The organism is Pseudomonas sp. JS3066, assembly GCF_036328175.1.
Classification (GTDB): Bacteria; Pseudomonadota; Gammaproteobacteria; order Pseudomonadales; family Pseudomonadaceae; genus Metapseudomonas.
Map to the genome: position 1 here is coordinate 3,133,377 of NZ_CP143312.1, position 24,744 is coordinate 3,158,120.

Consider the following 24,744-nt stretch of genomic DNA (forward strand, 5'->3'; position numbering starts at 1 on the left):
GCCACCCCGCCAGCGGGCCGGTACCGACCGTGGAGCCTCCACGACCGGCAACCGGCAAGGCCCGCTGCGCCCGCGGCCAGGCGCGCCGGGCGTTCTTTCACGACTCACACAGGTTCCACCAAGAGCGACAGACCCATGTTCAACTCCATGCCACTGACTCTGAAACTCTCTCTTCCGCCAACCGTCGCCCTGCTGGGCCTGCTGCTGTTCGTGGGTTACACCGCCGTGCAGCTGAACGACAACGACAACCGCCTGCTGGAATTGGAGACCCTGAGCTATCCGACACTGGAGAGCGCGGATCGGGTGATCTTCCAGTTCGCTCGCGTTCCCGACCTGCTCAATGGAGCCGTCGCCGCCGGCGAACGGGAAACCCTCGAAGAGGCCCGCACCACGCTGGTGGACGTGCAGGCCAGGCTGGCGGAGCTGAAGTCGTTGACAGACGGGCGAAACGGCAGGAGTGACGAGCTGCGGGACTGGACGAACGCCATAGAGCGTTACGCCGAAAACGCGCTTGCGACAACCGAACGGTTGCTCGTAGATGCCTCCTTCGATGAGGTTCGACCGAACCTGAACCGCATGGCCAGCGACCTCAGCCAGGCCAGGGAGGCGGGAGACCGCTTCCGCAATGATGTCTACACGGACTTCCAGACCGGCCTCACCCAGGTCCGGAAGGACAATGCCACGACCACGCGCGTCGGCTATCTGCTCAGCCTCATGTTGTTGCTGCTGGTGAGCCTCGGCGCCGTGATGGTGATTCGCCAGGTCATGACCAACGTGCGGGGTGTCATCGCGTCGCTCAGGGCCATCGCCAGCGGCGACGGAGATCTGACACGCCACGTGAACGTCCAGTCCGACGATGAAATCGGCGAGATGATCAACCTGTTCAACGGTCTGCTGGACCGGCTGCAGGGCACCATTCGCGCCATCATCGAAACGGCCGACCCGCTGGAGCAGATGTCGAGGGAGCTGCATCGCCTGACCCAGGGGGCCGAAGAGAGCGCCCGCTCCCAGCAGGAACGCACGGACTCCATCAGCCGCGACATCGGCACCATGGCGGGCAGCATCCAGGAAGTGGCGCAGCGCTCGCGGCAAGCCTCCGAAGAGGCCAGCGCCGCCACCCGCCAGGCGGACGAGGCGCGACGGAACATCGACAACCTGTCCTCGAGCATCGGCGACCTCGGTAGCAGCGTGCTGGGTTCAGTGCAGGCGATGCAGAAACTGGACGAAGAGACCCAGCAGGTCGGCTCCGTGCTGACGGTGATCCGCAGCATCGCCGAACAGACCAACCTCCTCGCACTCAATGCCGCCATCGAGGCGGCGCGCGCCGGCGAGCAGGGACGCGGCTTCGCCGTGGTGGCCGACGAGGTGCGCAACCTCGCACAGAAGACCGCCGCGTCCACCGCGGAGATCCAGGCCATCATCCAGCGCCTGCAGAACAGCGCCAATGGCGTCCTGCAGGCAATGACGCTGAATGGCGCAAAGGCCAGGGCCAGCATCGAAAGCTCCGACCAGGCCACGCGGACCCTGGAGGCGATCACCCGCGCCGTTTTGCTGATCGATGAGCTGAACGCGGGCATCGCCCAGTTCACCCAGGAGCAGATCGGACTCTCCCGCTCGATCCAGCAGGACACCGAAGCCCTGCAGCAGGACACCCAGGCCACGACCCTGGGAGCCGACGCCACCGCGCGCCTGGGCGAACAACTCGTGGATACCGGTGAGCAGCTGCGCTGCGCCACCGCCCAGTTCCGCATCTGACCTTTCCCAACCACATGAGCAGTAACAGCATGCAAGGCATTAGAACACTCGGTCTGGCCGGCCTCATCGCGAGCGCCCCGGCCATCGCCCTGGAACAGGGCGAATATCGATTCAATGGTTTCGGCAGCGCCGGCCTCACCTACCTGGGGGGAGAGGACAGCGGACGCAGCTATGGCATCAACGGCCAGACCACTGACTCCTGGCGCGGGGACCAGCTTTCCAAGCTAGGCGCCCAGTTCCAGTACGGATTGACCGACAGCCTGGGCGTGACCGTCCAGGCCACCGCCAAGGCGGAGCAGGACACCTGGAAATCGAACCTGGAGTGGGCCTACCTCTCCTGGGCCGCCACCGACGGCCTGACCTTGCGCGCGGGCCGATTGCGCCTGCCGGTGTACATGTACTCGGAAACCCTCGACGTGGGCTTCACCCACCCCTGGGTTCGACTGCCCGACGAGGTCTACAGTCAGGTCCAGTTGAGCAACTACGAAGGCGGCGACCTCCTCTACAGCCTGCCCATCGGCATCGGCTCCCTGGCGTTCCAGGTAGCCGGCGGCCAGGCGGTCAACCGCAACCTGTTCACCCTGGATGACCTCTACGACATCGACTACAAAAAGGTCTTCGCCGCCAACGTCACCCTGGAAACCAACGACTTCGGCGCATTGCGCGCCGGCTACGCCGAAGCCGATGTCGACGCCGACATCACGGCCTTGGTAATGGCACCGGGCGGTGTGCCGACCAGCGTCAGCTTCAAGCAACTGGATCTACAGAAGGCCAAGTTCACCTCTATCGGTTACCAGTACGACAATGGGACCTGGATCACCTCCAACGAATGGACCAGCAACAACAGCGAGGCGGACCAGGAAGGCAGCATCGACGCGTTCTACCTGATGGGCGGTCGTCGCATAGGTGATGTGCTGCTCCACGTCACCTATGCACAACTGGATGAAGACAATGGCCGCCAGAGCTCCTGGACCTATGGCCTGAACTACAACCTGGCGCCGACCCTCATCCTCAAGGGCGAGTACAAGCGGGTGGACACCCGGGGCAATGGCTATCGCGGCACCTTCGTCGAAAGCGCCCAGGAGACCTTCGATCACGCCAGCTTCGTTGCCAGCAATGGTGCGGCCGGCATCTCCCCGCGCAACTATGACGGCGACATCATCAGCGTCGGCATCGACTTCGTGTTCTAAGGAGTGACCTCATGCAGCCGTTTTCAAAGGCCGTGCTGGCCATCGCCCTGCTATTGGCAGCCACCCAGGCTCACTCCGAAGTGGTGGTGGTGGTGAACGCTGGCACCAGCGCCGCCCCCAGCCAATCGGATGTAGCCAACATCTTCCTCGGCAAGGACACGCGCCTCAAAGGCATCGACCAGGCAGGCTGGAACCCGACCAAGGAGAAGTTCTACGGCAGCGTGACCGGCAAGAACGAGTCGCAGCTCAAGTCCTACTGGTCCGGCCTGGTGTTCACCGGCAAGGGCCAGCCGCTGCGAAGCGCCGCCGATGACGCCGCAGTGGTGGCGCTGGTCGCCGAGGAATCGAACGCCATCGGCTATGTCGACAGAAACGCCGTCAACGACAAGGTGAAGGTGCTCTTCACCCTGCCCTGACGCCGCCCTCCCCCAAACTCCGCCGCGGCAGACCCGGTGTCCGCCACGGCGGCTATCCGCCTGCGACACCCAACGCTTTTGCGACAGCCCTGCCATTCTTCTCTTTGCACATGACTCGTTGTGAGTTAATTTACATAACGTCAGTTATTCAAATTAAAACAACAGAGTTGACCGAGGCGAAGATGGATTCAGACAACAATGAACTGTCGCTGTCGGCGCGCCAGCGGCGCCTGCTCCTGCAGGCGATTGGAAGCGCGACACTGGTGGGCGGAGTGGCCTTGGCCGGCCGGTCCATGGCTCAGGACGCTTCAGCGCGACAGGACGATGTTCTTGACGTGGCGATCATCGGTGGAGGGTTGGCCGGCCTGACCGCCGCACGGGATCTGCAGCGCGCTGGCTGCGAGTCCTTCGTGGTACTGGAGGCCCGGGACCGCGTGGGCGGGCGCACCTACAACCACGACCTGGGCGACGGCGTCATCTCCGAGGCCGGCGGGCAATGGATCGGCCCGGGCCAGACCGCCATCTTCGACCTAGCCCGCGAGCTGGAAGTCGATACCTTCCCCACCTACTACCAGGGCAGGAACGTCTACCTGGTGGGTGGCGCCAAGTATGAGCAGGACCTATCCAGCGGCCAGAATAGCCACGCCCCGGTCGTCATGAAGCTCGATGAACTGGCGCGGCGAGTCCCTAGTAGGGAACCCTGGACCGCGACAGACGCAGCCGCCATCGACAAGCTGTCGGTCGGCCAGTGGCTGGACCAGCAGGGCATCGACAATGAAGGGCGGTTGAGCTTCGACGCCTCCATCGGCCTCACCACGGGAACGCCGCCCTCCAACCTTTCGCTGCTGCACTATCTCTCGCTGATCAACTCCGCCGACAGCAGCATGGAGAAGCTCGAAGGCTTCAAGGGCGGCGCCCAGGAAACCCGCTTCGTCGGTGGCTCCCAGGTCCTGTGCACCCGGATGCGGGAGGCCCTGGGCGACAAGGTGCGGCTGTCCAGCCCCGTGCGCAAGATCGTCGGCTGGGATCGCGATATCGTCGAGATCCATACCGACCGGGGCCTGATCCGTGCACGCCAGGTTATCGCCGCGCTGCACCCGGCGCTGTGCAATCAGATCGCCTTCGAACCCGCGCTGCCCGAGGGCCGCGCACAACTGCAACGCCTCTGGCCGTCCCATGCGCCGATGCGCAAGACCGTGCATGTCTACGACCGGCCGTTCTGGCGCGAAAAGGGCCTCAACGGGCAGATCACCCAGGCCGATGGTCCGGTGATTCTCTCCTACGACAACTCACCGCCAGACGGACGCGTCGGCGTACTCGCCACCTTTGTCAGAACCGCCCAACTGCCTCATGACGCCAAGCGAGCAGGGAGCATTCTCTCGGGCATCTTCGCCCAGGCCCTGGGTGACGAAGCGCTGCATCCCAAGCAGTTCCACGACTACGACTGGGGCAAGGTAGACCCCTGGACCCTGACCTGCGTCGCGTCCATCCCCCCCGGTTTCCTGACGAAATGGGGCCATTACCTGAAACCCGCGGTGGGTCGCCTGATCTGGTCGGGTACCGAAACCGCCGACATCTGGGCCAGCTCAATGGACGGCGCGGTGCGCTCGGGACACAGGGCGGCACTGGAAGCCCTGCAAGCGCTTGCCAAGGCACGGAGGAGCGCCTGATGAAACGTGCCACCGTACTTGGGGTAGCCATCGCGGCGGCGGCGCTGATGGCCCTGGCCACCAACCTAGGCCATGAACCCTGGAGCGCCCAACGCTTCTCGATTTTCGGAACCCTTCGCTCCGGACGCCTGGCCGTCCTCCAAGCGCTCCAATCACTTGTCCAGGGCCTGGGAGCTTCGCAATGAAACGACCCTTTCTTATCGGCACCACGGTGATCACGGCTGGCCTCGCGGCGGCAGCCACCCTGCTGGGTCCGGAGTTGCTGACGGGCTATCGATTCATGGATGCCCTGGATGGCTACTACAGCGACTACGAGGCCAACGGAGGGCCCTGGCCGCAGATTCAGGATTCCTGCGCGCTCTGCCACGGCGTCAGGGGACAGCCCCGTGACGGGCAGTACGCGGCGCTGGCCGGCCAGCCAGCGCCCTATATCGAGTCCCAGCTGCACGCCTTCGCCCAGGGTCGCCGCCACAGCGCGCAGATGGGGCCGCTGGCCGCGAGCCTGACCGATGCCCAGATCAAGTCCCTGGCGGACTACTTCTCCAGGCAGACGCCGGAAACCACGGAGGCACCGGGCCAGGATGCAGCACTGGCGAAACATGGGAAAGCCGTTGTCGCCGCCAGAGGATGCATTGCCTGCCACGGAGAAAACCTCTCCGGTGGTCCCCTCGGCCCACGCATCGCCGGACAGGGCGAAGGCTATCTTCTCGACCAGTTGCAGGCCTTCAAGCAGGGGCAGCGCCAAGACCCTACCCAGGCCATGAACGCCATGGCCGGCTTGCTCTCGGAAGACGAACTCAAGGCCACGGTCCACTACCTCTCCAGCCTGGCGCCGAAATCGACCGCCAGGTAATCCGCTGCCAGCCAAGGTGGGCAAGGACGCTCACCACCACCGCCGTACCTCCTGCAAAATTGCACTGAGCGTCCATCGGCATGGCTTGGTGCACGCAGCGCACCCTATGAGCGAGCGCGAAGTGTAAGGCCGGGGCGCCGCATCAGCGGTATGACGCGACACTGGGGGTATTGGCGAATACCCATTAAGAGGCATTCACCTCGTCGAGCCCTGTCTGTGAGTCTGATGCCGCCAAACGGCACCACTTCACAGGAAACGCTATGACGACAAGAACAACAAATAGCTGGCGGCAACCCGTACTGCTGCCCCTCGTTACACTGTTCCTGGCCTCCCAGGCCCAGGCCGTGAACTTCGACATCGGGGAGATTCAGGGGAGTTTCGACAGTTCGCTGTCCGTCGGCACCAGTTGGGCGACGCGCGATCCGGATAAGGACTTCATTGGCGTTGCCAACGGCGGCACATCATCGACGACCACGGCCGATGATGGCCGACTGAACTTCAAGAAGCACGAGGTGATCTCCAGCATCTTCAAGGGCGTCCACGACCTCGAACTGAAGTACGGTGATTCCGGCCTTTTCGTCCGCGGCAAGTACTGGTACGACTTCGAACTGAAGGATGGCCACCAGCACCTCTACGACATTGACGACCACGGCCGTGCACGCAGCGCCAAGGCTTCCGGTGCAGAGTTCCTCGACGCCTTCGTCTATACCGGCTACGAGATCAATGACCTGGCTGGCACGGTGCGCCTTGGCAAGCAGGTGGTCAGCTGGGGGGAGAACCTGTTCATTCGTGGCGTCAATCAGATCAACCCTGTCGACGTCGCGGCCTTCCGCCGCCCAGGTGCGGAGATCAAGGAAGGGCTGATCCCTGTCAACATGTTCTATGTTGCCCAGGACCTGAGCGACAGCTTATCTATGGAGGCTTTCTACCAGCTGGAGTGGGCCAAGACGGTCATCGACAACTGCGGCACCTTTTACTCCAGTACTGACGTCGCCGCCGATGGTTGCAACGATAGGAACCTGATCTTCGGCAGCGATTTCGATCCCGCTAACGCCATATTCCTGCCACGCCTTAAAGACCGCGACGCCAGTGACACCGGCCAGTACGGGGTGGCCCTGCGTTGGTTCGTCCCGCAGCTGAACGACAGCGAGATCGGCATCTATGCCATGAATCTGCACAGCAGATTGCCGGTATACAGCCTGGTCAACAGCGCGGTACTGGACCCGTCCGACCCGGCCTTCGATCCCAACCTGATAGGTAACACGCCCAACACCGGTTACTTCATCGAGTACCCCGAAGATATGCGCCTGTATGGTCTGAGCTTCCAGACCACCCTGGGCGCCACTGCGGTTACCGGCGAGATCAGTTATCGGCCGAACATGCCTCTGGCGCTCAATAGCACCGACCTGACCTTCGCAGCCCTCGGTCTGGACTCGATTCTCGGCCCAACGAGCCCGGAGGTGATACAGGACGGCCCCCTCACCCCCGGCGCCGACCTGGCCGGCTACAAGCGCATGCCGGTCACTCAATTCCAACTCGGTGCTGTCCACTTGATCGAGCAGGTCGCAGGTGCGCAACGCCTCGCTCTCGCGGGCGAGGTGGCCTACAACCGAATCAACGGCCTGAAGAGTGGTCCGGGTGAGCTGCGCTTCGGCCGCGACTCCATCTATGGCTACGGTGAGGTCGCAACGCCTGGCGTGTGCGAGACCGTGCTCAACCCCGACAATCCGCGCTTCTGCAACGGGCACGGTTACTTCAGCAGCAGCTCATGGGGCTATCGCCTGGCCGCCAGCCTTGAGTACAGCAACGTCTTCGCCGGCATCAACCTCATTCCCGAGATTGCCTGGTCCCATGATGTCGACGGTTACGGCCCCAACTTCAATGAGGGTTCCAAGTCGGCGTACCTGGCGCTTAACGCCAACTACCTGAACCGTTATGGCGCTTCGCTCTCCTACGTCGATTTCTTCGACGGGCGATACAACCCCAACACCGATCGTGACTACGTCGCTGTCAGTTTCAGCGCCAGCTTCTAATTCAAGGATAACGCCATGAAAAAGCACTTTTGGTCGCCCGCGTACGTCCTGGCCATAGCCCTGTCGACCGCCTCTGCAGGCGCTGCCGACCTTATCGGCCTCACGCCTCTGGGGGCTGAAAAGATCGGCAATCAGGAGGGTACTATCCCGGCCTGGACCGGCGGATTGCCGACCGATGCGGCGAGTATCAATGACAGGGGCTTCCAGGCAAACCCGTTCACCGGGGAAAAGCCACTGTTCGTCATCACTGCGGAAAGCGCCGAGAAATACCGCAAGAACCTTAGCGAAGGCCAACTGGCAATGCTGCGTCGCTATCCGCAAACCTACCGCTTGCCGGTCTACCCGAGCCACCGCACCCTGGCTCTGCCACAACGCATGTACGATGCCGCTGAGACCAATGCCAAGGTCGTCCGACTCGGCGCCGATGGTCTAAGCATCGAGAACTTCACGACTGGCCACTATCCCTTCCCGCAGCCCAGGACTGGTACGGAGGTGATCTGGAACCACCAGACCCGCTACCTAGGTGGCAATTTCCGACGCTGGATCACCCAGGCCACCCCCCAGGTAAACGGCCAGTACACCATGGTTCACCTCGAGGAAGAGGTCGTCGAACCGGCCCTGGCGGAGGGCATCGACCCGCAGCGCGCGCGCAATCTGCTGCAGTTGTTCAAGCAAACGGTCACGTCCCCCGCGCGCATGGCCGGCAACGTGTTGCTCGTCCATGAGACTCTGGACCAGGTGAAGGAGCCGCGCCTGGCCTGGGTCTACAACGCCGGTCAGCGCCGCGTAAGACGCGCGCCCCAGGTCGCTTACGACGGGCCAGGCACCGCCTCCGATGGACTGCGCACCACCGATAACCACGACATGTTCAACGGCGCGATGGATCGCTATGACTGGAGGCTTCTGGGCAAGCGCGAGATGTACATCCCCTACAACAGCTACGAGCTGGACTCGCCTGCGCTCAGGTATGACGAAGTCATCAAGCCTGGGCACATCAACCAGGACTTGACCCGTTATGAGCTGCACCGGGTCTGGGTGGTCGAGGCCACCCTGCGCGAAGGACAGCGCAACATCTACGCCAAGCGCGTGTTCTACGTGGACGAGGATAGCTGGCAAATTGCCTTGTCCGAGCACTACGACGGTCGTGGCCAGCTCTGGCGTGTCGGCGAAGGCCATGCCAAGCACTACTTCAACCAACAGCACATGGGCTACACGCTCGAAGTGCTGTACGACCTGCTGGCCGGACGCTATGTCGCGCTGGGCATGAAGAACGAGGAAGATCGCAGCATGGAGTATGGGTTCACGGCAAGAATGAGCGACTTCACGCCTTCGGCGCTGCGCAAGAGCGGGGTCCGTTGAGACTTTATCCGTCCGGGGCGGAACGCCCTGGACGGAACTCAGGATCAAGCAACCCCAGATGAATGACGAGTGGAAGCATTGCCACTCGGCGCGTTTCTCCTGAAGCACGTGCCGGGATGGTGGTATGAATGCTGTCATCAGGACTCTCTCACAGCCACTCAACCAGGAATCAGGCGAGCAGAAAACATGACCCATCCTGATGAAGTATCGAAGGCGCCCGGCCTGCTTGTGCGCCCTCGCCTATTGGAGAACCTGGATTCTGGTCGACGCATTCGCCTGCTTTGCGCTCCGGCGGGGTTCGGCAAGAGCGAACTGGCCCGACAGTTCGCTGCACGTCTGCCTCATTGCCCAGTGGTGTGGCTCGACCTGCACAGTGTTGAGAAAGGCCTTGAGAATCTCCGTGCCCAGTTCGCCGAGGCCCTGGACCTCGATGAACTGTCGCCATCGGTGGAAGAAGTACTGAAGCACCGACAACAGGGCCTCGTCGTGCTGGATGGCTACTGCCCGGAGAAAACCACGGACAAATGGCTCGAGCACCTGTTCGAGCACTGCCCAACCACACTCCAGTGGCTGGTCTGCACACGTCGACTTCCCTCCTGGAGAGTCGGCAGGTGGCTGTTGGCCGACGAACTCACCCTGCTGGGTGCAGAGGAACTGGCGCTGACCGAAGCCGAGATAAAGCTGCTGCTCTCTCAGCTGAAGCTGAGCCGACGTATCTCCGCAGTGGAACTACAGCGACAGAGCGACGGATGGATAGCAGGCATCAGTCTGCACCTGTTGTCTCTGCGGTCGGGAGTCGACAGGCCCTTCGGCCTGCTGCATCGCAATTCACTGGTAGAGGATTATCTTGACAGCGAAGTCCTGGAGCACCTGCCGAAGGAGATGCTCTCTCTTCTGCGCGTCATCGCCCATGCGCCATTCGTCGACGGCCCGCTCTGCGCATTCCTGGCCGATGATCCCATGGCCTTGCGCAAGCTGCGTAGCGAGCAGGTTTTCCTGCGTCGTCTGCCGGGCTCCACGGACCACTTCACTCTGTTCGCACCGCTCAAGCGACTTCTGCAAGAGCGCTATCCCGACCAGGCCCCTCCCTTGCTCGCCGCTAGCCAATGGCTGCACCTGGCCGGCGCCCACGTCGAAGCCTTCCGCTACGCGCTGGCCATCCCGGACGCCTCACGCGCGCTGGTCTCAATGGGCCAGATCGCCACACGGGAGCTGCTCATCGGGCAGAACCTGAACTACCTCCTGGAAGGTATCGATCAGCTCGGCATCGCCTGGATCGAGCAGAACCCGCAAGCTCTGGAAGTCGTTTCCAGGGCCCTGCTGCTAGGGGGACGCCTGGAACAGGCCGAGCGCACCATCCAGCTCATCGCAGAGCAAGACTTCGACCTGCACCTTGCCCTGAGCGCCGAGCTGGCTCTGCATCAGGGGCACGCGCAGGAGGCGCAGAGAATTGGATGCCGAGCTCTAGACCGCCTCGCGAGAAATGAGCGCTGGGCGCAGATGATTCTCTGCTTCTCATGCCTGACGCGTGCCAGCCTGACCATGGGTGACGTCGTGACGGCCAAGCGCCTTCAACACCAAGGTATCGAGCTTTCCCGCCGCAAGGGAGAAACGCTGTTCGAGTGCCTGCTGATACTGGACGAAGTGCTGATCGAGGAACTGGCCGGCAATCTGCCTCGGGCCCTGCAGGCCCTGGACCAATTCGATCAACTATTGGTCCAGGGCCCGGACTCGGCACTCCTGCAAGGTGCGGCGTTGATCCGGCGCGGCTGGCTCCTGATCCTGACGGGACAAGAGCGGCAGGCTCGCGAGGCCTTGGAAGAAGGTCTGTTGCTCTCCTGTGCAAGCCGTAATCCGGTGGCTTGCCACGCCCCGGCGATACTTGCGCAGCTCGATGCCAACAATGGCGACTTCGCAACTGCACAACAGCGACTAGCGGATGCGCAACGACTGATGCACTCCTGGAACGTTGCCGAAGTGATTTACAGAGGCGTCCTCGACCTGTGCACCGCCAGGATCTGGATGAAGGCCAATCACTACGAATCGGCATCCCGATTGCTCTCCCGCGTACGTGAGCAGTACGAAGGTGAGCATGCCCTCACACCGCCCAGTGCCTACCCCGACCTTTACGCCCTGGCGGGTTTCCTTCAAGCAGAAGTGCTGTGCTCCCGGGGTTCCTTCGGCGAGGCCAACACGCTGCTCGACCAACTGCTGCAACGCGCCGAGGGCAATGCTTTCAATATCATCGTCTGCCAGGCCCAGCATGCCTTGGCTGAAGTTGTCCGTCTGAGGGGGGATCTGCACAAGGCAGAACGGCTCCTGGCCTCGGCTGCCGCCATGGCCATAAGCCAAGGCCAACACAACCTGCTCATGGGAACCCATCTGGAAGCCATGGGGTCCAGCCTGCAAGCGGGGCCGGTCGCAGACTTGCAGACGGCCCCAGCGCCGGAGATCGAGCTGCTGAGCCGGCGCGAGTTGGCAGTACTCAGCCTGATCGCCAAGGGCTACTCCAACTTCGAGATCGCAAAAATCCTCTCGCTCTCCCCTTACACCGTCAAAACCCATGCCAAGCACATCAATTCAAAGCTGAAAGTCAGCAGTCGGACGATGGCGACGGCCCGTGCGAAAGCCCTTGGGCTTCTGCTCTGACCCAACGGAATCGACTTCGCCGACACGCCTGAGCTCGGCCATCGTGTCGGGCAACCGCGTCGCGGACGCCCTGGCCAACTACCCCAACTCGCTTATCACGGGCTGTCGCACGCCGTCGCCCAAGGGCGTCGACACGGCTCAGAAAGATGCTCCATCACAGCGCACCCGACTGACGGCCTGAACATCCTCCTTCCGTACTACTACGCCTCTCCGAAGCCGGAAAGAACGACGGCCCCCGGCCGGCGCCAGCGTGATGCCCCCCAGACCGGCACTGCGGGGGGGTAATGGCAAATACCCACTTGGAGGCATTCACCTCGCCAGGTCATGTCTGGGAGTCTGGCTCCACCCCGACAAATAAATAGAAGGAGACACCTCATGCTCATCGATCAATCGATTCGCGAAGCCTTTCGCAACGACGGCGCCGTCCTCATCGAGAACTGCCTCGACCAAACGGAACTGGCGCAGTGCTACGAGGCGTTCAAGTGGAATGTCGCCAACCCGGGGCCGTACAAGTTCCAGGCGCTCGACGGGACCAAGCTGCAGACCCACATCGACAACGCCAACCCGGCCGTCAAGGACAAGTACGATGACCTGGTGATGTCGCTCCCGTTCGGCAAGCTGTTCCAGGAGCTCTGGGGCTCGGAGCATGTCTGGTACTTCGCCGAGGAAGTGTTCGCCAAGGAAGGAGGCAAGAGCGGTCGCGGACCGTGGCACCAGGACACCGCGAACCTGCCCTGGGCCGGGGAGCACTGGGGCAATGCCTGGATCACCTTCCACAAGATCCCCAAGAAGAACTCCCTGGAGATCGTGCGTGGTTCACACCGCGGCATCCAGTACGACGGGGCCAGCTTCGCCAATGCAGAGGATCCGACTGACCCGCTCTACGGTGACGGCTCTCTGCCCCGCCTGCCGCACATCGACAAAGACCTCGCAGAAGACCCCAACGCCTGGGACGTGCTTTCGTGGCCGATCACGCCGGGTGATGTCGTCTTGCTTCACCCACACTCGCTACACGGGGGGGCCGCCGTCGATGCCGACTGCCCGGACCGCCACACGCTGGTGCTGCGCTTCTTCGGTGACGACGCCAGGTTCCGCTGCCTGCCGACATCGAACCCGAAATACGCACGCAACGGCGTCCTTTTCTCCGAAGAGATGGCCAAGCTCAACGAGGGCGAACCGTTCCGCTCGCCCATCTTCCGCCAGATCATCTGACTGAACATCGCAAGGAGTATCGCGACCATGAATCGACAGATGATCAACCCGCCACACACCCAGGAACTCTACGACCGGCTTCACTTCTCACAAGCGACCCGTGTCGGTGATCTGATCTGGGCCTCCGGCCAGGTGGGAGTCGATCGGCTCACGCAGGCCGTGGGTGAAGGGATGGAGGCCCAGGCCAGGCTGGCGTTCGACAACGTGAAAAGCGTCCTCGAAGCTGCGGGCGCCAGCATGGCCGACATAGTCGAGCTGATGACTTTCCATACCGATCTCCGGGGCGACATCCAGGAATTCATCAAGGTCAAGGATGAGTTCATCCCCGAGCGATTTCCCTCGTGGACAGGTATCGGCGTCAGCCAGCTCGCCCGCCCCGAGTTCCTGATAGAAATCCGCGTCGTCGCGGTGGCCGGCAGCGGTACCGACTGATGCTGCCCTATGAGGCAGCCGCTGAGTAACGCTTTTACGCACTGACGCCATTGCTGGCGCCTCAACGTCCGCGCGCGTCAGTGCAGCTTCATCAAGAAGACAACAGAACAAATACAAAACGCTGATGGAGACGAACATGAATCGCTTTGACGGCCCGGAGCAATCCGTCCCCCCCGAATACCCGCTGAACCTGACGGCGCGCCTGGACCGCCTGCCGGTAATGGCCACTCACTATGTCTGGGCTCTGTTACTCGCGGCCAACCTTATGCTGGAGTACTACGACAACGCCATCTTCGCCTACTCGATACCGACCATCAAAACGCACACCAACCTGAGCCTGGAGCAGATCGGCGTCATCAGCAGCGCCTTCTTCGTGGGAATGGTCATCGGAGCGCTGGTGGGAGGAAGGCTCTCGGACAAGTGGGGACGCCGTTCGGTCCTCGTCTGGTCCACTGTCCTCTACTCCTTGGGAGCACTGGCGACAGCGTTCGCACCGAACTTCGAGATCATGCTGATCTCCCGCGTGGTTACGGGTATCGGCGTACAAGCGGCCACATCGGTCCTGCTTGTCTATATCGCAGAGATGTTTCCGAGCAAGTCACGTGGCCGCTTCGTGTCCATCGTGACACTGGGGTTCGTGGTCTCCGGAGTGGGGGCGGCGGCACTCGCCATGTTTGTTCTACCCCATGGGGGCCCCAATGCCTGGCGCTACCTGCTCATCGCAGGCAGTGTCGGTCTGCTGATCGCTCCCATTGTGCGTTTCGTCCTGCCGGAATCGGTCCGCTGGTATATCTCGCGAGGGCAGATCGACAGCGCCGAGAAGATCGTCCGCAAGCTGGAAGCACGAGCCTTGCGCAACGGCCCGCTGAGCGAACCACAGGTAGTGAACCTGGAAAGGATCAAGGAGCCTTCACTACCGCAGCTCCTGAGAAACAAGGCAGTGCTGCGCACCATGACCGTCGTCACCCTGGGCTATTTCGGCTCGAGCCTGGCCTACTACCTGTTTGCGAACTGGGGTGTCTACGCACTCATCCATGGCCTCCAATACTCCGAGGGCGATGCATACCAGACCATGTTCGTCTGGAACTTGGTCTATTGCGTCACACCGTTCCTCACCTACCTGTTCCTGGACCGGTTCGAGCGCAAGACAACCATCCTCGCCACCTCCATCCTCAGCGCGATACCGCTCGTGCTGCTCGGTCTCTCGACCAACAGCTCGGTGGTCATAATCGCAGGCGGGGCTACTGCCATCATTACCGGGCTCGTCGTCAACGCCTACTACACCTATATCCCAGAAACCATTCCCACCCAATTGCGTGCCCTGGGCAGCGGGATCGTGATGTCCGGCGGCCGGTTCGGCGGGGCCGCCTCCGGTGTCCTGGGCGCAACGCTCTTCTCCGCCGGGGGGATCGAGAGCGTGATGCTCACCGCAGCGGCCTGCTACATCATCTTCGCCATCCCCGTCGTCCTCTATGGGCCTCGTACCACGAAGCGTTCACTCGACCTGGTCACTGGCCAGGAGCTCGGCGCTATCAACGGTTCGCAGCCGGGCTCTGGAGCAAGCAGAACACTGGCCCCCCACCTGCCTGTCTCAAGAGGGAAACTTTCATGACCGATCTGTACGTCGCTGCGCTGCCTGAGGCCGCGCTCGCCAGCGTGACCGTGGCCTGGGCAGTGTGGCCAGGCAAAGCGTACACGCTGAAACATTCAAAAGAGGCAGAATGATGACCCGACTCGATGACAAGTATCGAACCCTCGGCGGATGGGAAGAGAAGCCGAGGGACCTGCAGCCGGATCTCGAGGGCAACGTCACCGCGGATGTGGTGATCGTTGGCGCTGGGCTGGCCGGGCTTTGCGCAGCCCTGGAGCTGGCCAGGCAAGGCGCCCGCGTGGTCGTCCTCGAACGTGAGTTCGCCGGCTTCGGCGCGAGCGGTCGCAACGCGGGCTATCTGGCTGGCGGGCAAGGGCTCGGATACGAGTTCTTCCTCAAGAAGATCGGCACCGAAAAAGCGAGACAGGTCGTCCAATTCTACGAGGAAGGCGTCGCTTTCGCCGAAGCGAAGTTCAAAGAGTACGAGATCGACTGCGACTACCTTCAGTCGGGGTTGATCCGTGCAGGCATCGACCCCTCCCAGGAAAGGCGGTTGCGCGAAAACATGCAGATCGGCGCCGAGCTCGGCTGCGCTTCGGAGTTTCTGGATCAGGCCGATATGCGCGCGCGCGGCATCCCTCCAGCGTTCCTGTTCGGTAGCTACGTGCCACGCGGCGGCACGCTCAATCCAGGCAAGTACGTCCTGGGACTGCGGCGTGCGGCGATTCGGGCGGGCGTGAAACTCCACGAGAACACGCCACTGCTGTCATACACCGAAGGTCCGGTCATCAAGGTGAACACTCCGCGCGGTAGCGCGAGCGCACCGCTGCTGATCTTCGCCACCAACGCCTATACGCCGCAGCTCGGTCTGCTCGCCAACAAGGTGGTGCCGTTGCGGGTCTCCGCAATCGAGACGGAACCTCTTTCGTCGGTGCAATTGGCGGCACTGGGCTGGCCAGGGCGCGAAGGCATAACGACCGCGCACTGGACCATGGAAAGTCACCGCCTGACGGCCCGCAATACGCTCGTGTCGACCACCAAGCGGCTGCGCTACGCCTACGGTTCAAAGACACCGAGTGAGCCTGAGCACCGTCACTACCACGCGCTGAGGGCTGCTTTGCATGAACGCTTCCCGACCTTGAAGGGCATCCCCATCAGGAGCTGCTGGAGCGGCTACATCAGTTTTGCCAACGATACGTTGCCCGTCATCGGCACAACCGGGGCCAATCGGAACATCTACTACGCCGCAGGATGTTCCGGTCATGGTCTCGGCACCCAGGGTCTAGTCGGACACATGCTCGCCGAGCGGATTGGAGGCATCGAGAACCCACTGCTGACGATGCTGATGCACCACGAAACGCCATCGACATTGCCCGAGCCGCTGCGCTGGTGTGCCGTCAACGGGGCATTTGCCGCGGCCAACCGCATGGACGAACGCCTCAATCGCAAAGTGCGCACCGCCTGAGCGGTGCTCGCCCCTCATCTCCTCTCCACCTAGAGAAACTCACATGACAGATCTGTACGACGTCGCCGTGATCGGTGCCGGTTTTGCCGGTGTGACCGCGGCCCGCGACCTGAGCATCGCAGGCCACTCGGTGGTGCTGCTCGAAGCACGCGAGCGCATCGGCGGACGCACCCATCTGGGTGAAGCATTCGGCCGCCCGCTGGAGCTGGGCGGCACTTACGTACACTGGACCCAGGCGCATGTCTGGCGTGAACTCACGCACTACGGTATCGGCCTGGTGACACCCCTGTCGATTGCCAAAGCCTACTGGCTGGCCGATGGCGAGGTGCACTGCGGAACCCCCGCTGAATTCACCCGATTGACCGACCCGCTCATCACCCGGTGCTTCGCCGATGCACGTGCGCACTTTCCACGGGTGGACCGCATCGAAGCGTGCAACGTTAGCGCGGTTGACCAGCAAACTATCGGCGACCGGATCGACTCGATGAACCTTTCCGCCTATGACCGTGATCTCCTGGTCAACGTAATGGCGACGCTAATCGGCTCCGAGAGCGAACAGGGGCTTGCCCAGTTCCTGCTCTGGAGCGCGATCTATTTCGGCGACTGGAAAGCCTTCATGGAAGTGGCCGGGCACTGGCCGATCGACGGTGGAACCGGACGACTGCTCAACGCGATGGCCGCCGACTCGAAGGCCGAGCTCCTCCTGAGCACGCCGGTGACTGCGGTCGAGGACAACGGGGACCAAGTCATAGTGACCACCCGTGACGGGCAGCGTATCCAGGCGCGGCATGCCGTCGTGGCACTCCCTCTCAACACCCTGGACGACGTCTCCATCGAACCGCCGCTTGCTCAACCTGTGCGTGCCATGATCGAGCAGAAACACCCGATCATGCCCAGCAAGATCTGGGCGAGGGTCAAGGGCGAGATCGAGGCCTTTCTCGCCCACGCCCCGGTCGGCAAGCATCCCATCAGTACCGCCCGGGCCGAATGGCGCCACAATGGCGACACGCTAGTGGTGTGCTTCTGCTCGGATGCGTCGGCACTCGATGGCAATGACCCTGAGGCCGTGCAACGCGCACTGCGGGTCTTCGTCCCGGATATCGAAGTGCTGGAAACCGCTTGGCATGACTGGGCAAGCGATCCCTTCTCAAAAGGCGGATGGGTTCATCACCGGCCTGGCAACCTGACCCAGGTGGTTCCACAGATGCGAAGGCCCCACGGCCGAATCCATTTCGCAGGCGGGGACATCGCGGCGATAGGTGTCGGAGGTATCGAGGGTGCCATCGAGACTGGCGCCAAGGCTGCCTGTGACATTGCTCGCGCATTGGGTAGCGCAGACCATTGACCGGACCTGTTGTCGATGGGACTGGCGTAGTGTAAGGCCGCCGTCCCATCGCATCCCCGCATGGGGCTTCACAAAAGAATTGCCAGTTCAGGAAGAAATTCGCCATGGTTCCTGCAGCAACCCATTCCGCTTTGCGGGAAGGCATCCAACGTCTCGATTTCGGCCGTGTCTCTGTCTTCTTCGGCGAGAAGAGCGGCAAATATCCAGACGGTAACCAGGTGCTCATCCGTGGCTCCGACACGCGTGCGGCCTTCGACACGCCCATCGTTTCGAACGTAGTTTTTTAACAAACACTGAAACTTTTTCACTGAATGTTGAAACGGATGCACCGAGAAGGTGCACAGCCGATGCCCTGGGGAGGGTAGCGGCGCCGGCCATCCGAGGCTGGCTAGTAGTACGGTCGAGACCATTAGCCCCGAAGGAATTGAGGGCATCAAAGAGTAAACAACAGGGCCGGCGAGCATTGCTCGCTGGCCCTTTTTACTGGCAGGGCAGTTCCGCTTTGGGGGAAAAGCAGCCGTCACCTTTCCGTGCAACTTACAACCTCTGTGAATCGCCCCTAATTTCGTAGACAACTCCGACATGCGCTCTTTCTCATACCCGGAGACTTCAACACAACCTCAAGCATAAGACAGGTTATCCGGTTCTCAGCGGTCGTTGAAATCGAGGGGGGAGAATTCGGCCCCGAAAGACGCTCCTTGGCCCAGACAAGCTTCATCTAGACTTACTGAGCAGCACAGAAAGCTAAAGGCACGTGGAATGCTGGAAGCCAGATGTCCACAAGTTTCGTAACAACGGCCCCGCATTATGGTTAAGCCTTTTTCCATCGGGGCAAAATATTCGGCTCTCGGAGGGGAAGCGATGTTCAACTACCTATCCCACCGGCTACCCAAGCTCTGGTGGATAGGGGCGTTGCTGAGCGCGGCACCTTTCTCCACCCCGGGCGAAACTCTGGTGACCTTGTTGGTCGACGAGAACTACCCGCCCTATGCCTACCGGGCAGCCGATGGAACGGCCACCGGTATATACCCGGATATCCTTCGTGCGGCTGAGACACAGCTGCGGGGTTACCGCTTGAGTCTGCAACCCACGCGATGGCGACGTGCATTGGCCGAGGTCGAGGCCGGTCGAGCACTGGCGGTGGTGCCGCCCTTTTTCCGACCACAGGAGCGGCCGTTCATTGGCCGCTATTCGACACCACTTCTGGAAGAACAGGTGGCGGTGTTCTGCCGCCACTCAGTATTTGCTAAGCGCCCACGCCAGCTATGGCCTGAGGATTTCCAGGGACTGCGCTTCGGCGTCAACTTAGGTTCGCTCTCAGCGGGCACAGCGTTCTGGCAAGCGAAGTCGAACAAGCTGATCAAAGTCGAGGAGGCTCCTGGAACACGCTCAAACCTACTCAAGATGTTGCGCGGACGGATCGACTGTTTCGCCTTTGACCGCATATCCACTCTCAGTGGATTAGCCGAGCTTAAACGCAGCGGAGATTACGACGTGGCCAGGGATGGGCGCATCGTAGAAGGACCGATTCTGAACAAGGACACCACACACGTCGGCTACACCAACCGCGACCAAGGCCGCTTCCCTTTCAAGGAGGATTTCGCCACACAACTGGACGCGGCACTCGACGCGATGCGCCGCGCTGGTGAGGTTGACCGAATCATCCAACGCTATACGGACTGAAGGATTTGCGCGAGCCGATGTCGGTCGATTACTGCTGGCTCAGCAGTTTGCGCAGCGGTACGCCATCCTTCAGCACTGGTGATTTGATAACGATATAGCTGAAGTATTTGGATATGCCGATGTTCTTGTCTAGCAAGCCCTCCATAACCTCCTGATAGTGCTGAATGCTGCGGGTCATGAAACGTGCCAGATAGTCGTAGCCACCGCTGATCAAATGACACTCTAGTACCTCATCGACCAGTCGAATATTGGACTCGAATTTCGCAAAGTCTTCGCGCTTATGGTCGCTCAAGGTTATCTCGGTGAACACCGTTACTGACTCTGTAATCTTGGCCAGATTCAGGTGAGCACTGTAGCCAGAGATATAACCCGCCGCCTCAAGCCGCTTGACCCGTTGCAAGCATGGGCTGGCTGAGAGCCCTACTGCATCCGCCAGGCTGACGTTGGTAATGCGGCCGTCTTTTTGCAATTCAACCAGGATGTTGATGTCGATCCGGTCCAGCTTGACTATACCTTCCATCGCCTACCTCTCGAGTAACCGATAAGATCTTTCTAGCAAATTCAACGACGCAACGACAGTTGATGTTGCGCCACCAAGTCGGCCATGCTGCTAGCGCAAAAGTCCGCATTCGCCGGTGGGGCGTACTCAGTCTCGCCGCGACGGATAAGACAAAGGTCAACCGACGCTGGCGTGTTAGCTGACGGGGCGGAAACCAGCAGGATATCTTTGGGTTCCAAGTCATTGGCTGATAGCCAGGCGGGATCCAACAGCGTATTGGACCAAGACAAGAGATCCTCGGGAGGGATCCCCAGGCGCTCGCAGAGCGCTTCGCGGTCGGCATTATCGCGATCGCCGTACACTAGCAGCCGATAGAACTTACGCAGGTACAGCATCGCGCCGGGCGCGTCCTCGAACAGCGACCAGTCGCCAGCCGAGCGAGCAAACGTCATGTCCTCCTCCCAGCTGCTTTCGAGCCCCAGGCGCTGCGCTAACTGACGGTGCGCGAAGCACAACAGACCGCCGAAGCCAAGTTCGCCGAAGCGTGGATAAAGCGACTGGGCAACTTGCCTGAACTCGGCCAGTACCTCCTCCTTACTCAGTGAACCTGGGTGATTCTCGAGCAATGGCTGCAAGGCTGCCCAGATACCGGAATCTCGATCGACCAGAACCTCGTCGCAGTCGACCAGCAATGCACGATAGTCAGTCAGTTCCATGTTCTTTCCAGGCTCCCTCGCTGCGTTTCATGAATCTGAATCCCTGACGGCCTCGGCCGATGCCGCATGCCTGCATCGACCGATATCTGCGTTTAGTTCAGAACACGCGCCAGCGCTGCCTCGAGGATATCCAGCGCCTCATCGATCTGGGCCTCTTCAGTGACCAGCGGCGCAAGGAAACGCAGTACGTTACGGTGTACGCCGCACTTGATCACCAGCAGGCCGCCGTTACGGGCCTCATCGATGATTTTCTGATTGAGCTCGGGGTCGGGGCTGCGGGCCGCGTCGTCCTTGACCAACTCGATTGCCAGCATGAAGCCGGTTCCGCGTACGTCGCCGATCTGCGGATAGCGCTCCTGGAGGCGCAGCAGTCCCTGACGCAGGCGCTCGCCTAGCTGGTCGCCACGAGCAAGCAGTTGTTCGCGCTCGTAGGTCTCGATCACCGCCAAGGCCGCGGCGCAAGCCAGAGCGTTGCCGCCGTATGTGCCGCCGAGGCCACCGGGGGTCGGCGCGTCCATGATCTCCGCCCTGCCGACCACACCCGAGATCGGCATACCGGCGGCCAGACTCTTGGCCACGGTGACCAAGTCAGGTTGGATGCCGGCATGCTGGAAGCCGAACCATGTACCGGTGCGGCCGAAGCCAGCTTGAACTTCGTCGAGGATCAGGACGATGCCGTGCTGCTCGGTGAGCGCCCGCAACGCCTGGAGGAATTCCGGCGGCGCGGTGAGAAAACCGCCGTCGCCCTGCACCGGCTCAATGATGATCGCCGCGACGCGCTCCGGCGCGACTTGCGTGGCGAATAGATCGTTGAGGGCGTTCAGCGCCATCTCGCTGGTGAAGCCGCGATAGGCATTCGGGTAGGGGGTGTGGAAAACCTCGGGCGCCATGCCGAAGTTCTGCTTGTAGGGCTGGCTCATGCCGGTGAGGGTGGTTCCGAGCAGGGTGCGACCATGGAAGCCACCACGGAAGGAGATCACCGCGGGGCGCTTGGTATGGGCGCGAGCGATTTTCACCGCGTTTTCCACGGCCTCCGCACCGGAGGTGAACAGCGCCGCCTTGTGCGCAATGTCGCTGGACCCGCCGACCAGCTCACATAGACGCTGTACTAGGTCGAGATAGGGCTGATAGGCCACCACCTGGAAGCAGGCATGGGTAATCTTCTCCAACTGCGTCTGTACCGCTGCGACCACTTGCGGGTGGTTGTGGCCGATGTTCATCACACCGATACCGCCGACGAAGTCGAGGTAGCGCTTGCCGTCAACATCCCACAACTCCGCCCCCTGAGCTCGATCGATGACCAGCGGATGGGCGGTGACCAGGCCACGCGGCACGAACCGATCACGCTGTTGGAGCAGATAAGGGGTTTCTTCGCATTTGCTGTTCATGGCATCTCCCATAGTGAGCCGAGCAACCGGGAGGCGGCTGCGATGCTGATGAGGTTAAGCCTTCGCGGCAAAGTTCTAAGCCGAAGTTGGCCACCGAGAGATTCGGATCAACTGTTTTCCTCCCGGCAAACGGCAGAATCGGCCACGGCATGGAATCTACCGGATTCGGCCCGAGACAACTCGGCATGCTGCGTTCAGCGAGGCCATTTCGACATTTACTGCTCTGACGCTGCGGCACACTGGATGCCTTCGCATACAGGAGAAATGCCCATGGCACTGCTCTACAAAGCTGACCCGGTGCGCGGCGAAAGATGGCAAGCGCTGTTCGCTGAACAGGCGCCGGATATTGAATGGCGTGCCTGGCCAGATATCGGCGACCCGCATGACGTCCGTTACCTAGCGGCCTGGCAGGCGCCGGAAAATCTCGACTCATTGCTACCGAATCTGCAGGTGCTTTTCGCCCTATCAGCTGGTGTCGATCAACTCGACCTGGGCCGCCTGCCACAGTCCTTGCCTGTGGTTCGCCTGCTCGACCCAGGCATCACCAAGGGCATGTGCGAATACGCCAGTTTCGCCGTGCTCGGGCTACACCGGGACATGCTGCGCTACCGTCAGCAACAGGCCGACAAATGCTGGCAGGCGCACCGGTTGGTGCCGGCACACCAGCGTCGGGTCGGGGTGCTGGGCCTTGGTTTGCAGGCACGACAAATACTCACCACCTTAAGGCCCTATGGATTCGCCCTGTCCGGTTGGGCCCGCAGCCTGCATCACATCCCCGGCGTCGACTGCTTCGCTGGCCCCGATCAACTGCCGGTCTTCCTCGGCCAGTGCGACATCCTGCTCTGCGCCCTGCCGCTGACTGAGCAGACCCAGGGGATTCTCGACCGCGAACTGTTCCAACAGCTACCCAAAGGCGCCGCGCTGATCAACATGGGGCGCGGTGGCCATCTGGTAGAGGAGGACCTGCTCGAAGCCCTGGATAGCGGTCAACTCAGCGCCGCGGTGCTCGATGTACTGCAGCAGGAGCCTGCCGGGCCGGATCATCCGTTCTGGCAGCACCCGAAGATTCTGCTGACCCCGCATATCGCTGCGATGACCCAACCGGAAAGCGCCTTTTCTGTGCTGCTGGAGAATATCCGTCGTCATCAGCGCGGCGAACCCATGCTCGGGCAGATCGACCGCAAGCAGGGCTACTAGCTCCCAGCTTGAACAACTTACCCCCAGGCGAGTGCATCCCGTTGTGACGTAAGCCGAGGCGGGCTACGCCTCGGCAAGAACGTCATTGGGTGATTACATAAGCCACGACGGCCGTACACCGCCAAACGCTTACAACATGCAAGGCTATGGCGTGGTCGACCTGCTGAGCTTCTACAAGCTCAATGAAGATGTCGACTGAACCTGGATGTGAAGAATCTGTTTAACGAGGAGTACGAGGAAGGGGCGTTCAATTTCTATGCGTACCCCGGCGCACCGTGCACCGTTCAGTTCGGCATCGCCTACACCTTCTGACCGACACGGTCGGCTCGCTCAAGCACGGCCAGGCGCAGTCGCCTGGCCTCGGCGGAAGCACGAGTCATCCGAGCGCCTTCCAACTGAGCAGCTAAATGCCGCCAGCCTGCAGCTGAATTGGATAGATCGCATCATAACCAGTGACGATGCGATAGATAACGCCCTCCCGCTCGAGATCGGTCAGGACACCGTCGAGACGCTTCCTGAAATCTTGCTTGTACGGATAGGCCTGCGGGTTGGTGCGGGTATAACCAAGATGCCCAGACTCACCGGAAAGCCAAGGGCCCTCGATCAACCAGCCAAGACCGTACTGCCCCAAAACGCCGTCGCTGTGCATTTGCTCCAGCTCCCAGAGCACTGCACGGCGGTCGTTGATGTACGCATCCAGGCGACCGCGATAAAGCATGGCCAGGCTTGTTCGGTTGTCCTTGACGTAGACCTGATGCAACTCGCCACTGGCAAGCATGCGCTGGTAATCCCGATTGAGGACATTGATGAAGCCCCTGTTCTGGCCGATGCGCAGGCCGCCGTAGGCTTGCGGAAACTGCTCGTCCGAAAGTTTCCGGGCGACCTCGGCCCGCAAGAAGACCACCAGCTTTTCCTGCAGTATGGGCCGCGAATAGTCCATCCACGGCCGCTCGCTGGGCCGGTAGTACGGCGGATACAGGGCAAAGGCCCGGCCCTTGGACAATTCCCTGAGGGCGCGCGCCCAGGGCAAGGGGCGTATCTGTACGCGATACTCGGGCATGCGGGCGAAGGCCGCCCGCAGAATATCGTGGTAGAGCCCCTTGGCCTGGTAGCCCTCGGCATAGCTGTAAGGCGGATAGCCGGCGTCACAGAGAATGGTCACCTCGATGGGCGGGCTCGCCCAGCTACCAGCATTCAGCCAGCACGCCAGCATCCCGACCAACAACTTACGCATATCCAGTCCCTCGAACGGCACGGCCCAGCCGAATCTCACGCAAAAAAAAGCCCGCAG

Annotated in this window: 21 protein-coding genes; 17 read left to right on the forward strand and 4 right to left on the reverse strand. The window is 61.6% G+C overall.

All coding sequences use genetic code 11. The features are described from left to right. Positions 1-135 precede the first annotated feature (135 nt). The 16 genes from SA496_RS14730 to SA496_RS14805 all read left to right on the forward strand — a co-directional run bounded on the left by SA496_RS14730 (position 136) and on the right by SA496_RS14805 (position 19,653). Positions 136-1,755, forward strand: coding sequence for a methyl-accepting chemotaxis protein (locus tag SA496_RS14730; protein ID WP_330113994.1), 1,620 nt, complete (start codon positions 136-138; stop codon positions 1,753-1,755). Positions 1,756-1,784: 29 nt separating this feature from the next. Beyond that, positions 1,785-2,945, forward strand: a complete 1,161-nt coding sequence (locus SA496_RS14735; RefSeq protein ID WP_330113995.1) for a hypothetical protein — start codon at positions 1,785-1,787, stop codon at positions 2,943-2,945. Positions 2,946-2,956: 11 nt separating this feature from the next. Continuing rightward, positions 2,957-3,361, forward strand: coding sequence for a phosphate ABC transporter substrate-binding protein (locus SA496_RS14740; RefSeq protein ID WP_280360012.1), 405 nt, complete (start codon positions 2,957-2,959; stop codon positions 3,359-3,361). A gap of 182 nt (positions 3,362-3,543) precedes the next feature. After that, positions 3,544-5,031 (forward strand): flavin monoamine oxidase family protein, encoded by a 1,488-nt coding sequence (locus SA496_RS14745; protein ID WP_179058730.1) that lies wholly within the window; start codon positions 3,544-3,546, stop codon positions 5,029-5,031. Further along, positions 5,031-5,216: a hypothetical protein gene (locus SA496_RS14750; RefSeq protein ID WP_179058731.1), complete on the forward strand. Its 186-nt coding sequence runs from the start codon at positions 5,031-5,033 to the stop codon at positions 5,214-5,216. The genes SA496_RS14745 and SA496_RS14750 overlap by 1 nt, the downstream gene beginning before the upstream one ends. Continuing rightward, positions 5,213-5,884, forward strand: coding sequence for a c-type cytochrome (locus SA496_RS14755; protein WP_280353299.1), 672 nt, complete (start codon positions 5,213-5,215; stop codon positions 5,882-5,884). The genes SA496_RS14750 and SA496_RS14755 overlap by 4 nt, the downstream gene beginning before the upstream one ends. Positions 5,885-6,144: 260 nt before the next feature. Next, positions 6,145-7,917: a DUF1302 domain-containing protein gene (locus SA496_RS14760; protein WP_280360010.1), complete on the forward strand. Its 1,773-nt coding sequence runs from the start codon at positions 6,145-6,147 to the stop codon at positions 7,915-7,917. Positions 7,918-7,932: 15 nt separating this feature from the next. Then, entirely contained in the window at positions 7,933-9,276 is a 1,344-nt protein-coding gene (locus SA496_RS14765; RefSeq protein WP_280353305.1) for a DUF1329 domain-containing protein, read from the forward strand. A 186-nt stretch (positions 9,277-9,462) separates the two neighbouring features. Next, positions 9,463-11,925: a LuxR C-terminal-related transcriptional regulator gene (locus tag SA496_RS14770; protein ID WP_280353309.1), complete on the forward strand. Its 2,463-nt coding sequence runs from the start codon at positions 9,463-9,465 to the stop codon at positions 11,923-11,925. A gap of 375 nt (positions 11,926-12,300) precedes the next feature. Continuing rightward, complete coding sequence (locus SA496_RS14775; protein ID WP_028628332.1) at positions 12,301-13,137, forward strand: phytanoyl-CoA dioxygenase family protein; 837 nt, start codon at positions 12,301-12,303, stop codon at positions 13,135-13,137. 27 nt (positions 13,138-13,164) lie between these two features. Beyond that, complete coding sequence (locus tag SA496_RS14780) at positions 13,165-13,569, forward strand: RidA family protein (protein WP_179058736.1); 405 nt, start codon at positions 13,165-13,167, stop codon at positions 13,567-13,569. A gap of 136 nt (positions 13,570-13,705) precedes the next feature. Continuing rightward, the gene (locus tag SA496_RS14785; RefSeq protein WP_330113996.1) at positions 13,706-15,181 is read left to right on the forward strand and encodes an MFS transporter; all 1,476 of its coding nucleotides are present in this window, start codon (positions 13,706-13,708) and stop codon (positions 15,179-15,181) included. 109 nt (positions 15,182-15,290) lie between these two features. Further along, positions 15,291-16,625, forward strand: coding sequence for an NAD(P)/FAD-dependent oxidoreductase (locus SA496_RS14790; protein ID WP_330113997.1), 1,335 nt, complete (start codon positions 15,291-15,293; stop codon positions 16,623-16,625). Between the two features lie 43 nt (positions 16,626-16,668). Then, positions 16,669-17,970 (forward strand): flavin monoamine oxidase family protein, encoded by a 1,302-nt coding sequence (locus SA496_RS14795; protein ID WP_330113998.1) that lies wholly within the window; start codon positions 16,669-16,671, stop codon positions 17,968-17,970. Between the two features lie 104 nt (positions 17,971-18,074). After that, the gene (locus SA496_RS14800; RefSeq protein WP_330113999.1) at positions 18,075-18,257 is read left to right on the forward strand and encodes a hypothetical protein; all 183 of its coding nucleotides are present in this window, start codon (positions 18,075-18,077) and stop codon (positions 18,255-18,257) included. A gap of 574 nt (positions 18,258-18,831) precedes the next feature. Beyond that, positions 18,832-19,653: a substrate-binding periplasmic protein gene (locus SA496_RS14805; protein WP_330114000.1), complete on the forward strand. Its 822-nt coding sequence runs from the start codon at positions 18,832-18,834 to the stop codon at positions 19,651-19,653. Between the two features lie 28 nt (positions 19,654-19,681). Here SA496_RS14805 and SA496_RS14810 read toward each other — a convergent pair whose 3' ends face one another. The 3 genes from SA496_RS14810 to gabT form a co-directional block, all read right to left on the reverse strand. Then, the gene (locus SA496_RS14810) at positions 19,682-20,173 is read right to left on the reverse strand and encodes an Lrp/AsnC family transcriptional regulator (protein WP_151135773.1); all 492 of its coding nucleotides are present in this window, start codon (positions 20,171-20,173) and stop codon (positions 19,682-19,684) included. 41 nt (positions 20,174-20,214) lie between these two features. Further along, on the reverse strand, positions 20,215-20,868 hold the full coding sequence (locus SA496_RS14815; protein WP_330114001.1) for a 2-haloalkanoic acid dehalogenase: 654 nt from the start codon (positions 20,866-20,868) through the stop codon (positions 20,215-20,217). A 92-nt stretch (positions 20,869-20,960) separates the two neighbouring features. Then, on the reverse strand, positions 20,961-22,256 hold the full coding sequence (gabT, locus tag SA496_RS14820; protein ID WP_330114002.1) for a 4-aminobutyrate--2-oxoglutarate transaminase: 1,296 nt from the start codon (positions 22,254-22,256) through the stop codon (positions 20,961-20,963). A 270-nt stretch (positions 22,257-22,526) separates the two neighbouring features. On the opposite strand from gabT, the gene SA496_RS14825 reads away from it, so the two are divergent. Further along, positions 22,527-23,453, forward strand: coding sequence for a 2-hydroxyacid dehydrogenase (locus tag SA496_RS14825; protein ID WP_330114003.1), 927 nt, complete (start codon positions 22,527-22,529; stop codon positions 23,451-23,453). Between the two features lie 403 nt (positions 23,454-23,856). Here the strand turns inward: SA496_RS14825 and SA496_RS14835 are convergent, their stop codons facing one another. Then, on the reverse strand, positions 23,857-24,687 hold the full coding sequence (locus SA496_RS14835) for a substrate-binding periplasmic protein (RefSeq protein ID WP_330114004.1): 831 nt from the start codon (positions 24,685-24,687) through the stop codon (positions 23,857-23,859). Positions 24,688-24,744 lie beyond the last annotated feature (57 nt).

Coding starts and splice junctions, on each gene's coding strand:
- SA496_RS14810 (WP_151135773.1), bottom strand. CDS start 20,173: ATGGAAGGTATAGTCAAGCTGGACCGGATCGACATCAACATCCTGGTT.
- SA496_RS14770 (WP_280353309.1), top strand. CDS start 9,463: ATGACCCATCCTGATGAAGTATCGAAGGCGCCCGGCCTGCTTGTGCGC.
- SA496_RS14815 (WP_330114001.1), bottom strand. CDS start 20,868: ATGGAACTGACTGACTATCGTGCATTGCTGGTCGACTGCGACGAGGTT.
- gabT (WP_330114002.1), bottom strand. CDS start 22,256: ATGAACAGCAAATGCGAAGAAACCCCTTATCTGCTCCAACAGCGTGAT.
- SA496_RS14730 (WP_330113994.1), top strand. CDS start 136: ATGTTCAACTCCATGCCACTGACTCTGAAACTCTCTCTTCCGCCAACC.
- SA496_RS14800 (WP_330113999.1), top strand. CDS start 18,075: ATGGTTCCTGCAGCAACCCATTCCGCTTTGCGGGAAGGCATCCAACGT.
- SA496_RS14775 (WP_028628332.1), top strand. CDS start 12,301: ATGCTCATCGATCAATCGATTCGCGAAGCCTTTCGCAACGACGGCGCC.
- SA496_RS14765 (WP_280353305.1), top strand. CDS start 7,933: ATGAAAAAGCACTTTTGGTCGCCCGCGTACGTCCTGGCCATAGCCCTG.
- SA496_RS14790 (WP_330113997.1), top strand. CDS start 15,291: ATGATGACCCGACTCGATGACAAGTATCGAACCCTCGGCGGATGGGAA.
- SA496_RS14835 (WP_330114004.1), bottom strand. CDS start 24,687: ATGCGTAAGTTGTTGGTCGGGATGCTGGCGTGCTGGCTGAATGCTGGT.
- SA496_RS14740 (WP_280360012.1), top strand. CDS start 2,957: ATGCAGCCGTTTTCAAAGGCCGTGCTGGCCATCGCCCTGCTATTGGCA.
- SA496_RS14795 (WP_330113998.1), top strand. CDS start 16,669: ATGACAGATCTGTACGACGTCGCCGTGATCGGTGCCGGTTTTGCCGGT.
- SA496_RS14825 (WP_330114003.1), top strand. CDS start 22,527: ATGGCACTGCTCTACAAAGCTGACCCGGTGCGCGGCGAAAGATGGCAA.
- SA496_RS14760 (WP_280360010.1), top strand. CDS start 6,145: ATGACGACAAGAACAACAAATAGCTGGCGGCAACCCGTACTGCTGCCC.
- SA496_RS14805 (WP_330114000.1), top strand. CDS start 18,832: ATGTTCAACTACCTATCCCACCGGCTACCCAAGCTCTGGTGGATAGGG.
- SA496_RS14755 (WP_280353299.1), top strand. CDS start 5,213: ATGAAACGACCCTTTCTTATCGGCACCACGGTGATCACGGCTGGCCTC.
- SA496_RS14745 (WP_179058730.1), top strand. CDS start 3,544: ATGGATTCAGACAACAATGAACTGTCGCTGTCGGCGCGCCAGCGGCGC.
- SA496_RS14785 (WP_330113996.1), top strand. CDS start 13,706: ATGAATCGCTTTGACGGCCCGGAGCAATCCGTCCCCCCCGAATACCCG.
- SA496_RS14750 (WP_179058731.1), top strand. CDS start 5,031: ATGAAACGTGCCACCGTACTTGGGGTAGCCATCGCGGCGGCGGCGCTG.
- SA496_RS14780 (WP_179058736.1), top strand. CDS start 13,165: ATGAATCGACAGATGATCAACCCGCCACACACCCAGGAACTCTACGAC.
- SA496_RS14735 (WP_330113995.1), top strand. CDS start 1,785: ATGCAAGGCATTAGAACACTCGGTCTGGCCGGCCTCATCGCGAGCGCC.